6 protein-coding genes are annotated in these 12,987 nt (G+C 30.0%); 3 read left to right on the top strand and 3 right to left on the bottom strand.

The genetic code is table 11. The annotated features are described in order from the left end of the window. Positions 1-62: 62 nt before the first annotated feature. Both porV and porU read right to left on the bottom strand, forming a co-directional pair. On the bottom strand, positions 63-1,226 hold the full coding sequence (gene porV / locus AAC008_RS10705) for a type IX secretion system outer membrane channel protein PorV (protein ID WP_339889291.1): 1,164 nt from the start codon (positions 1,224-1,226) through the stop codon (positions 63-65). 64 nt (positions 1,227-1,290) lie between these two features. Beyond that, positions 1,291-5,154, bottom strand: coding sequence for a type IX secretion system sortase PorU (gene porU, locus AAC008_RS10700; protein ID WP_339889290.1), 3,864 nt, complete (start codon positions 5,152-5,154; stop codon positions 1,291-1,293). 203 nt (positions 5,155-5,357) lie between these two features. Between porU and gldJ the strand changes: the two genes are divergently transcribed. The 3 genes from gldJ (at position 5,358) to AAC008_RS10685 (ending at position 9,281) form a co-directional block, all read left to right on the top strand. Further along, on the top strand, positions 5,358-7,049 hold the full coding sequence (gene gldJ, locus AAC008_RS10695; protein ID WP_339889289.1) for a gliding motility lipoprotein GldJ: 1,692 nt from the start codon (positions 5,358-5,360) through the stop codon (positions 7,047-7,049). Between the two features lie 63 nt (positions 7,050-7,112). Next, positions 7,113-8,396 carry a UDP-N-acetylmuramoyl-tripeptide--D-alanyl-D-alanine ligase gene (gene murF, locus AAC008_RS10690; protein WP_339889288.1) on the top strand — a complete coding sequence of 428 codons (1,284 nt, stop codon included), beginning with the start codon at positions 7,113-7,115 and terminating at the stop codon, positions 8,394-8,396. Further along, a complete protein-coding gene (locus tag AAC008_RS10685; protein ID WP_339889287.1) occupies positions 8,397-9,281 on the top strand; it encodes a hypothetical protein in 885 nt (294 codons plus the stop codon). Here AAC008_RS10685 and AAC008_RS10680 read toward each other — a convergent pair. Continuing rightward, on the bottom strand, positions 9,264-12,965 hold the full coding sequence (locus tag AAC008_RS10680) for a metallophosphoesterase (RefSeq protein ID WP_339889286.1): 3,702 nt from the start codon (positions 12,963-12,965) through the stop codon (positions 9,264-9,266). The two genes, AAC008_RS10685 and AAC008_RS10680, sit on opposite strands and share 18 nt — an antisense overlap. Positions 12,966-12,987 lie beyond the last annotated feature (22 nt).

Below are 12,987 nucleotides of genomic sequence, written 5' to 3'. Positions count from 1 at the left end.
GGGAAAAAAAATCCAAACTCTAAAATTAGAATTTGGATTTTGTTGCTTTTATTACTTATTGATTAATATTCATCGTATTCATCACCAAAATTAAACGTTAAAGAAAAACGTAATGTATTTTCTAATGGGTTTTTTACTTTTGATGCAGAGAACAAATAAGACAAATCAACTTTTACTATTTGATACTTGAAACCTGCTCCAAGTGTTAAATATTTTCTTGCACCCTTCTCTACACTTTCATTAAAGTAACCTAAACGTAGTGCAAAAGAATCTTGGTAACTATACTCAGCTCCTAAAGCCCAAGTAAATTCTTTTAATTCTTCAGATAATCCGTCTGGTGCATCGTTAAAAGACTTGAAAACTCCTGAAACCCATCCAATATTTCTGTAATCGCTATATAATTGAGAAGAATCCTCACTATCAATTTCTCCATCCCCATTTACATCAGTAATTTCTGGAGGTGTTGGTACTAATAGTTTCGTAACTTCACCTGTTAAAGCTACTTTGTTATATTCATCAAAAATAAAATCAAACCCAGCACCTAATCTTAAATTTGAGGGAATAAAGTTAGTATTTGTTACGTCATTATCATATTTAATTTTTGGTCCTAAATTTTGCAAATTGAAACCAGCTCTCCAACGACCATTAAAATCAGCATAAGCTTCTTCTTCTGATTGATAATAACCTGCTACATCAAAAGCAAATGTTGAAGCTGCAGAAGCATCTGTTGTTCCGTCAGGAATTTTTAGGTTTGAACGTATAAACCTACCTCCAATTGCCATTGCAAATCTTTCACTCAGTTTTAAGGAATAAGAACCATCTAAAGCCAATTCATTAGGGGAAACAGTTCTTGGTGTGTCATCAAAAGATTGTCTTAACTCTATATCTCCTAAACCAAAATACCTTAAACTAGTAGCAAATGCGCTACGTTCATTCATACGATAGTAATATGTAAGTTGCCCTAATGAAATATCATTAGCAATATCTGTTAAATATGGAGTATAACTTACAGAACCTCCCATTTCAGATTTAGCAAAAGCATATTTTGCAGGATTATATTGTTGAGAGAAAGCGTCAGGAGAAGTAGCAACTCCCATGTCTGCCATACCAGCAGAACGCGCATCAGCAGCAATCAATAAAAACGGAACCCCCGTTGTAATTACTCTATCTTGAGCTTGGGTTTTAAAAGTTGTTATTATTAAAATTATTAAAGCAATTTTTTTCATTGTATTCTTCTTATTTAATTGACAAATATACTATTTTATTAAAGTATTACAAGTTTCTCATTTATTAAAGTATTACAAGTTTCTCATGTTTTTCTGATTTTTTTCCATCAATTGTAGAAACTACTGTTAGTTTATATACATAAACACCTTTTCCAATTTTATCCCCAAAATCATCTCTACCGTCCCACTTTATTTCTCTTGACAAGAAACCTTCTGTTAAAACAGATTGATTAATTGTTTTAACCACTTTACCTGTTATCGTAAAAATTTGCACTTGTACATCTAACATTTCAAAGGGACGATTGTGATTAAACCAAAATTCAGTATAACTCACAAATGGATTTGGATAATTTAAAACATTACTAAGCGTAATATCATCATTACCTACAACAATAAATTGAATTTCGGCTGTAATTAAATTATTGTAAACATCCCAAGCTTTGAAGGTTATTGTATGTAATCCTGGTTCTAAATCTCTAAAAGGAAAACGCACTTTCCCTTTTTGATAGTTATCTAATTCTGTTTCATAATAATCGTTTAATACGTACGGATTTAACTCATCACCATCTAAAATAGCAACAATATCATGACCAATTCCACTTGCTGTGTTGATTCCGTGTTCATCTTCTAGAAATGCTAAAAATATTGGTGAGTCATTTGTAATTCCACCATAGACAAAAGATTCATCATTCATATACAACCTAACCGTTGGTGGTGTTGTGTCTTCCGGAGCATTAAGATTGATACCTCCAATTTTTATTGAAAAGTCATGCCCTGTTTGATCTTGAAGCGTTGGATTAGTTGATTTTGCATAAAAACTAACTTTCCCTGTTCCTTCGGCTATTTTAATATCTTTTGGTACAACAAATCCGAATTCAAACTTTCCGTTTACTACTGAGGCATTTCCTCTAAAAATAGTTTCACCAAGTGTTGTAAAGTCCATCTTAATTAAATTTCCAGACCCATTAACAACACCATCATTACCTAAAGTTTGTCTTTGAATGTTTTTATCAAAAATCTGAACCGCTAAATCGCCATTATAACTTGACAATAAATTATCGTTTGCATTTCTAACTTCTCCTGTAAGAGTAACATAACTTAAAGCATTTAAAACATCTGTTGGCTGACTTACATCTACACCATTTATTTTTGTTAAAACAACCTTTGGTTTTGGAATTGCTAACATTAATGCTGGATCACCAATATTAAAAACAACCCTCCTATTGTCGCTTGTATTATCATTTTTTGCCAACCTTAAAGCCTCACCAACTGACACTTGGTTGTTATTAGCATCTGGATATAAGTAGAAATTAAAATTATCATTCATTGTTGAGGCAACAGGTACAAAAATCAATCTAGTAGTTGTAACCAAACTTATTGCTCCTCCTTCAGGATTCCAAAAAGTAAATTCTCCACCAGTTTGTAAATAAGGATTATCAAAACGACTAAAATCGCATGTCATTGTAATGAACAAAGGCAAATTATTGTAATTACTTAAATTTATAGCTTCACTTATTTCATATATTCTTTCTTGTGCAAAACCATATTCTCCACCATGACCATAATAATCAACAACTAAAGCTCCTAATTCAATTGCATCTACAAAATCCTGTTTTGCTTTAGGGTACCGGTTTCCACCTGCAGAAACTTCTTGAACATAAGCGTCTGTGTGTATTTTTTTTGCATTAATATATGGATAATTGGCATTTAAATTATCAATCATAGTATTCAAACCTGATTGAAGAGTAGCATCTGAAGCTGTATCGGCATCGTCTGTTAAAATGACATAACTATTTCTCCATCTACCATATGATTTCTCATCATGATAATGAATAACTTTATTTACAACATCATCTGCTTCTTGCGTTGTACTCACTACCATTCTACCAACCGCAATATCTATACCTTCATTTCCATTAGGTAGCATTTGCCCTTCATTATCATCCATTAATCCAAAAAAATCATCCGACATAAATGTGGTTAAAATGGAATAATTGGAAGTGTTGTTAACCATATTTGCATTTGGATTTAAACCATGGAAAACAGGAACTATATTGGTGTTATTTGGGATTCTATTTTTATAATCAAATGATGCATCTCCAAATAGATTTACATATTTCACTCTATTCTGCACCGTAGATGCATTGCCATAGATATACTTTACAAAATTCCTAATAGCAGCAACATCTTGTTTGCCTGATGAAAATTCTTGATAAATACTCTCTAGTGTAACAGTTCTTACTTTTAAACCACTATAATTTCGATGAAAATTTGCTAATTTTTCAGCTTGATTGTATAAAAAACTTGGCGTAATTATAACATAATCAATATCTTCAAAAACACCTTGTGTAGAGTTAAAAATTGTTCCCTTTAAATTTTGATTTACAACCTTTGAATTTGATTCTTTTAAAGGATTAAAATAATCATTAGTATCAACAGCAATATACTTTTTCGATTGACCTAAATTAACTTTATATGAAAAATTAGTTTGATTATTACTGTATTTTTTTGCATTATAAATGTCCGAAACATCCCAAACTTGAGAAATAGAAGAAGCATTTGAAATAGTATATTGTCCTATACCTATATTACTTTCTTCTTCTAAATTTCGAAAAATGAATTGATTTCCATAACCCGTTAAATTTCTTTTAGCCTCCAAAATAATATAATCGACATAACCTCTTGAAGCTGGAACACCTCCATTACTATAAGTTAATTTAACTGCAATATTGGGACTAGAAGTGTTAAATGTTGTTTCTATAAAATTCTCAACTGCAGAAACAAAATCAACATTTGCTAAAGATGTAAATGAAATATTTCCAACAGTTTGCTGATTTACTTGAACTTGAAAATTTGAATTACCATATGAAGCAGATGCTAAATTGGCATAAAGTTTTACAGGTGAAGATGTAACAATATTAGGGATACTGAATTCAAATGTTTTTTCATTATCTACACCAAATTGATCTCCTAGCCATTTTCTACCAATTTTCCCTGGATTAAACAAATCTTTTTCATAAAATTTATAATCATCAAAAACGGCAAAATTCAAAGTTGGAGTTCCTGTTGGCTGAATACTTTCTTGAATTCGCTTACCAGTTCCTAGTGAAGAAGTAACATAATAATACGATTTTTCTTGATATAAATTTAAATGCGTTCTATTTTCCGCACTCCAAGTATCTGTACCTTCAGCATAAAATAAGATGTAATCTTGACTAGAAAAATTTCCATCTTCTTCTCCAATAAACTGGATGGCATTTTCTTCTAAATCCATTGGATAAGAGGTGCTATTTAACAAAGGCACCATTCGCCCACCATTTCCGTAAATTCTAATATTTCTTGGATCTACATTCGTATTAAAACCTAAACTTTCCAAAAAACCTTTGCTAACTTTATAAACACCTGATTTTTCGACATAAAAACGATACCAATCACCTGTTGCTAAAACAGAATTTTCTATATTTTGAGTAAAATTGTTATTTATATAATTTCTTTGACTATTTACAATTTCATATTCAAAAGAAACAACTCTTCTAATTATCCCATTCTCAATGTAAATTGGATTAAATGAATAAGAAATATAAAAATCTTCTCTTGCTTTAGAAAAAGTAGTTTGAAAATTAATTTTAGTTTCCAATTTATTTTTCTCTAGGTCATATAAATCCCTTTCACTTATAACTTCTGTTTTAAAATCAATAAGCTTTATGGTACTAGAAGATGACGAAATAAAATTACTTTTGAAAAATAATTTTTTATGAACTATATCAACATCGTAGAATTTTTCTTGAAAACTAGGAAAAACATACTGCTTTTCGAGTATCGAATAGTCGGAACGTTTCCATTCAATTTTAACTGCCTCTTTATTTTGAGCAAAAATTGTAATGGAAAACAAGAATAAAACTAAAACAGTAAAAAATTTCTTTTTCATCAATAGCAAAACGAAAAACTTAATAATATATTACAAAGAGAGAATATTTTTTTCTTCTAAACAATAAAAAAACAATAAAAATAATTTTCTAACGTTATAAGATTGTATGGAAAAAAATACCTACTAAAAAAAAAATAAAAAAATGTTGCGATTTAATGGTTAATTATTATCTTGCGAACCAAAATTTATTACCTACTTAAAGTATGAAAAGTATCAAATTCAAGGCCTTACCTGTATTATTAGCTGTTGCAGCAACAGTAAGTTTTACAAGTTGTAGCAAAAAAGGTAGTTCTAAAGGAGCTTCCTCAGCTACTGGATGGAAGATTAACGACAAAAAAGGTGGATTTCAGTATAATGCGAAATACAAAAAAGCAGAAACTCCCCCAGGAATGGTCCCAGTTGAAGGTGGAACATTTACTATGGGTAAAGTTCAAGATGATGTAATGCATGACTGGAATAACTCTCCTAATCAACAACACGTACAATCATTCTTTATGGATGAAACTGAAGTTACAAACTTCATGTACACAGAATATTTATTCTGGGTTAAGAAAGTTTTCCCTCCAACAGAAGAAAGTTACAAAAACATATATGACGGTGTTGTTCCAGACACTTTAGTTTGGAGAAATCGTCTTGGTTATAACGAAACAATGACTCTTAACTACTTAAGACACCCTGCTTACGCAAACTACCCAGTAGTTGGTGTTAACTGGATTCAAGCAGTAGAATTTAGCAAATGGAGAACTGATCGTGTTAACGAAAATATTCTTGAAAGAGAAGGTTTCTTAAAAAGAGATGCAAAAATAACAGATGTAGCTGCTGATGCAAACTTTAGTACTGAAACATATCTTGCTGCTCCAACACAAACTTATGGTGGAAACGAAGAAATCGTTTTACAAAAAGGAGCTAGAGGTTCTAAAGGAAAAAGTGGACAAAATGCAGATGAAACTGCAACAAATGTTTATGCTCAAAGAAGTTCTGGTTTAATTTTACCAGAATATCGTTTACCAACTGAAGCAGAATGGGAATATGCTGCTCTAGCTTTAGTAGGAAATAGAGAATACAACTTATATAAAGGACAAAAGAAATATCCTTGGAATGGTCAATATACTCGTTCTGGAAAAAGAAAGAAAAGAGGAGATCAATTAGCCAACTTTAAACAAGGTAAAGGTGACTACGGTGGAATTGCTGGATGGTCAGATGATGGTGCAGATATTACTCAATACGTAAAAGCTTATGCTCCAAATGATTTTGGATTATATGATATGGCTGGAAATGTTGCAGAATGGGTTGCCGATGTTTACAGACCAATTGTAGATGATGAAGCAAATGACTTCAACTATTATAGAGGAAACGTTTACTTAAAAAATAAAATTGGAGAAGACGGAACAGTTGAATTAGTTACCATGGACAACATTGCTTACGATACTTTAAGTAATGGTAAGATAGTAGCTCGTAACTTTCCTGGTCAAATTGCTCAAGTTCCAGTTGATGAAAACGAAACTTATTTAAGAACTCAATTCTCTACTTCTGATAACAGAAACTACAGAGATGGTGATAGACAATCAACTCGTTATTTTGACTTTGGAAATACTGAAGAAGAATCAGAAGCTGAAAAAGACAAACACAGAATGTATGATTCTCCTGAGCACTCAGTTTCTAGAGACAGTTTAGGTGATTTATTAAAACAATATGACAAATCTAGTAAAAGAACAACTTTAGTAGATGATAACGTTAGGGTTTACAAAGGTGGATCTTGGAGAGATAGAGCTTATTGGCTAGATCCAGCATCAAGAAGATATTTTCCACAAGATATGTCAACTGATTATATTGGATTTAGATGTGCAATGTCTAAAGTTGGACCAAAATCAAGCAAAAAGACTGCAAGAAATTAATTTTTCTACTACTTTATAAAAAAAAGCCCTTTTCAAAAAGGGCTTTTTTTATATCTTTACTTTATGGAAATAAATACTATTTATTCTAAATTTTTAGAATGTTCATCTGTTTCAACAGACACGAGAAAAATTGACAACAATTCTTTATTTGTTGCTCTAAAAGGAGAAAACTTTGACGCTAATACTTTTGTAAAAGAAGCCTTAAACAAAGGAGCAAAATATGTTATTATAGACAATAAAGATTTCTATATTGATGAAAGAACAATTTTAGTCAATGATAGTTTAAAAACACTTCAAGAATTAGCTAATTTTCATAGAAAAGAATTAAAATTACCAATTATTGGTTTGACAGGAAGTAACGGAAAAACTACCACCAAAGAGCTAATTAATGTAGTTTTATCTAAAAAATACAAAACAATAGCCACTATAGGAAACCTAAACAATCACATTGGTGTTCCTTTAACTTTGTTAAGATTAACAAACGAAACGGAAATTGGTATAATAGAAATGGGTGCAAACCACCAAAAAGAAATTGAGTTCTTGTGCTCTATTGCTGAACCTGATTTTGGTTACATCACTAATTTTGGCAAAGCTCATTTAGAAGGTTTTGGTGGTATTGAAGGCGTTATAAAAGGCAAAAGCGAAATGTACACTTATTTAAATGAGAACAAAAAAACTGTTTTTGTAAATTTAGATGACAACATTCAAGAAGAAAGAACAAAAGGAATTAATCGATTTACTTTTTCTCAAAACAATCCTAAAGCAGATGTATTTATTTCTTCTGTTGATGCAAATCCGATGGTAAACATTAAATACAATGTTGTTTCTATACAATCAAATTTAATCGGAATTTACAATGCAAACAACATAAACGCTGCTATATCAATTGGAAAATATTTTAAAATTGATGATATAGCAACAAAAGAAGCTATTGAAAATTACATTCCAGAAAACAATCGTTCGCAAATGATTCAAAAAAACAGTAATGAAATTATTATGGACGCTTATAATGCGAATCCAAGTAGTATGACTGTTGCTTTGGAAAACTTTTTTCAATTGACAAAAACTCCAAAAATCGCTATTTTAGGAGACATGTTTGAATTGGGCGATGAAAGTTTTGAAGAACATCAAAAAATCGTAGAATTAGTCTCTAATCATTCAGAAGTTGAAGTTAACTTTATTGGGAAACATTTTTATAAAACTAAAAAAGAAAGTAAGCATATTCACTTTTTTGAAGATTTTGACTCTTTTTCAAACACATTAAAAGGAAAAAATTTCAAAAATAGCTTACTATTAATTAAAGGTTCAAGAGGAATGGCTTTAGAAAGAACCTTAGATTTTATTTAAATGAAATTAATTAGAAACTTATTTATCAGTATTTTTATCTTATTTCTTTTTTTTTGGAGCTGTGGTTCTTCATTAAAAGAGGATTTAATTGTACTATATAAATTACCAAAATCCTTAAAAGAAGTTTCCGGAATTGCCATTACAGATAATTTAACTTGGGTAATTGAAGATGCAGGAAACAAAAATAAAATTTACGGCTTAACTGAGAAAGGAAAAATCGAAATTGAATCTAAAGTGTCAAACATTGATAATATTGATTGGGAAGATTTAACTACAGACACAAAAGGAAATCTTTATATTGGTGATTTTGGTAATAATGAAAACGAAAGAAAAGATTTATGTATTTATTCCATAGACAAAAGCAACTTAAAAAAAGACATAATTTCAGTTGATAAAACAACTTTTTCTTATCCTGAACAAACTAAATTTCCACCGAAAAAGAAAGATTTATTGTTTGATTGTGAAGCATTTTTTGAATGGGATGGAAATTTTTATCTGTTTACTAAAAACAGAAGTAAAAATTTTGACGGAACTTGTTTAGTTTATAAAATTGCTAATCAAAAAGGAGAACAAAAAGCGGAATTAATATCGAGTTTTAAAACTTGTACTAATGACAACAATTGTACTATAACAAGTGCTGCTATAAATTCAAATGGAACAAAAGTTGTTCTTCTAACACATGATGCTGTGTTTCTATTTGAGAATTTCAAAGGTGATGACTTTACTAATGGAACTATGAAAAAACTAGAGTTAAATCATGTTTCTCAAAAAGAATCCATTTGCTTTAAAGACGATGCCACTTTATTAATTGCTGATGAAAGAAACGGCAAGTTAGACGGAAATGTATATGAAGTAAAGCTTACTGATTTAAAATCCAAATCCTAATTTAAAAGCTACTCTAATTCCGTCAGAAGAATTAAAAACTCCCAAATTAGCTGTCATTAATTCTATTCCATTTAAGAAAAAGCCACCGCCATAAGAGTTATTCCATTTGTTTGAATTTTCTCCTTTCAACCAAACTCTACCGTAATCAAACGAACCATAAACTCCAAGTCTTACTGGGATTACTCTTGTTTTTTGTGAACTAAAGCTATAACGTAAATCTGTATTATTATAAAATGACTGATTTCCTAAGAAACGTTGATTTCTAAAACCACGAAGTCCATCTACTCCTCCAATTGAAGCTCCTTGATAAAATTCAAAATCATTACCAAAATTCATTTGACTTTTAAAAATAGTAGCTAAAACTAAATTCCCTGCTGGATCAAATTTTTGAGTAAAACTAACTTCAGGAATAAAATAAGCAAAAGCTCTATTCTTCATATCTAAATTAGATTTATATCCTAAAGTAAATGAAGTTTTAATTCCGTTAGTTGGATAAGCTTTACTATCTGTATTTTCGAACTCATAATTTGATTCTACGCCAACAAACTGAACTTCATCAAAAATATAACCTGGTAATTGAATGTTGTTCTCAACAAATCTTCCGGATGTATTGTTTACCTCAATTGATTCGTAATTTAATTGCAAATAAGCATTACTTCCTGAACGACTTCTCCATTTTAACGAAGGATTGATTGCAAATTTTCTAACTTTTATTCGATTAAAATTCAAATTATCATCATCGTTTTCATTTAAAGATTCGTTACCATAACCAAAGAAATTTTGAGTAAAATTAGGACTTTGTAATGATGAAAGAAATTCAAAATTAATGTTTCCTATCACCTTTGCAACTTCAAAGCGATAAGCAATTTCAAAACCATTTGTAGCAAAATAATAAGCTCCTTTTAATTGATGTTGGCTTGAAAAAGGATTACGTTCAAAACCATATTTGGTATATAAATCAGAAATTCCAATCTTAAAACCATCATCAGGATTATAACCAATAACAGGTATTATTTGATTTGTATTATTTTTTATTTTTTTATAATCATATACATTAATTGCATAGTCATCTTGTAAATTTAAGGTAGCATTTTTTACTTTACTAATGTCATTTTTTTTAGATTTATAATCATAAACAACTACGTTTTTACCATTTTCAACAATATAATTATCGTTGTTTTGTCCACCAATTAATCTGATTTTGATTTTAGAACTTTTTCCAAAAACTTCAAAAGTATCATCGTCGTCTAAGCCATAAATCCAAACTTCCTTGGTTTCATTGTGATCATAGGTTCGTTTATGAAAAATATCTTTATAAGTATTGTCTTTTTTTCTTAAGAAAGTCACTTCAACATTTCCGTTTTCTAGACAATTAATTTTAATATAATCATCTTTATTTGTTGCCGTTAGAACAGCAAAACGATTCACTAATTTAAAATACCTGTTAGAGATAGCTTGTAAATTATTTCTACGCTCCTTTAATAGTTCTTTAATTAATTTCGTTCTTTCGTCTTTAACTTCATTCGGAACTTCATCAAAGGCTTTGTCTATAATTTCATCTGTAATTCCACTTTGAATAACCCTTACTTGTTCATCCCAGATTGACTTATCTGATTGATTTATAAATGCCATATCCAAAGGAAAAGGCTCTATATTAAACCCTTTAACATCTTTTAAATCACTATCATATTTACGAAGTAATTTAGCCATCGGAATTAATTTAACTGCAGCACCAAGCACAAAACCATCAGACATAATTGAAAAAGATTGATCTCTATCTCTTGGCAAAGGCTTATAAATAGTTTTGCCGTTTTCTTTATATTCTAGCCATCTCCATTGATCTTGATGCCTATCCCAATCGCCAATTAGCATATCAAATAGTCTTGCTCTAATGTATTCTTTTTCATCAATGACTTTAGACTCATCGGATTGAATTTCTTTAAAAACATCATAAGTACTTATAATTTTCCCAGTGAAATTTTTACCCCCTAAATTCATATGACCTTCTGAAGCATGTTCTTCAAAAAGATACAATTCATCACCAAATTCATTATTAAATTCTTTTAATGCTTTTTGTTTTGGAATGTAATATAACTTAGCATTTAAATGACTGATATCAATTGCGTCTGAAAGCACTCCAATTGTTAAACCAGCATAAGGATAAGAACCTGTAAAAACATCTTGAACTAATTCTTCTGAAACGGTATTTTCAAATTGTCGCTCAACATATTGATCTTTAAAAACTGATGCTTGTATATATTGAGAAGCTTGTTTTCTCATGGCACGAATTACGTATTGCCTTCCGTCTTTAGCTTCTAACCTTAATGATTTGGATTGAGTTCCTCCTCCTTTTCTAATGGGTTTTAATCCTCCAAAAAGTGTATCTAGATCAACCGTTTTTGCAGTTACTTCTTGACTAAAATGCTTTCTATAACGTTCTCCCCATAAAAAAGTATAAAATTTATTTTTTGTCGTTTCTTCTTTAGTATAAATTGAAACTTGTACTGAATCTTTTTCAATCGGTTCAAAAACAGGTTTTGGCTTTACTTTATCCGCACTATAAATAGCCGTTTTAAATTCAATTGAATCTTTTATTGCATTGATAAACTTAACGTTTGAAGAACCATTTTTATGGACTTCTAAAACCGCGAAACCATTTGCCGCATGAGCATAAACTCCAGAACCAACATTTTTAACAGGACTAATTTTTGAACCAGAACCACTGATGATTTGAGGTACATTATCCTGAATTAGATATTGTAAATTGTGTTCATGTCCAGAAACAAAAATTACTTTATCATTGAATTGTGAAGCTGCTACAAGGTTTTTTTTCAAATCATTATAATGTACATTTTGCAAATCTGCATTACTAACACCTGTAGTTTTTCTTAAAACATTTTTTAAAATTCCTAATACTGGAAAAGGTTGAAAATAACTCTTAAATGAATATTTGCCACCATGAGAACCATTAGTAAACATAGGATGATGAACAGCAACTATAGTTGTTTTTCCTCTAGCTTTTTTGATTTCATTCCTAAATTCATCTAAAAATTGAGCTCTCGTTTTTATATCACAATCGTCATTAATTGTTGGATTATCATCCCAATTTGTAATATACCATTGTGAATCAACTAAAATCAAAATTACATCATCACCATATTTTATAGTTTCAATTGGACAACCATCTTTTGGAAGAAATGACTTCTTTCCTAAAGCATCTTCAACATATTCTTGTTGACGTTTTAACCCTTTTACACCATCGTTATACCAATCGTGATTTCCTGGTAAAAAGATAGTTTTTCCTTTTATTTTTTTTACAACATCAATTTGAACGTTTAAATGATGTTCTGCTAAAGCTCTTTCTTTTGTGTTTTTTTCAGGTAAACCTTTTGGATAAATATTATCTCCTAGAAACAAAACTGTTGCATTTTTATCTTGAGTATCTAATCTTCTAGTTAAATTCTTTAAAGCAATTGTTGTACTATCTATTTTTGCATTACCAGCATCACCCATTAAATAAAAGGTATAAGCAACTTCTGAAGAATCAATTTCAGTTTTATTTTGAGAAAGTTTAACTTCATTAATTTGCAAATTTGTTGAAGCACAAGAATTTAACAACAATAGAAAACAAATCCCTATTAAATTCACACGAAAACCTATACCTTTAGCGTTAAATAAAAACATTTTCATAAATTAGTAGCATAAA

It is taken from the genome of uncultured Flavobacterium sp., assembly GCF_963975515.1.
Taxonomy (GTDB): domain Bacteria; phylum Bacteroidota; class Bacteroidia; order Flavobacteriales; family Flavobacteriaceae; genus Flavobacterium.
This window is presented reverse-complemented; position numbering and strand designations above follow the sequence as displayed.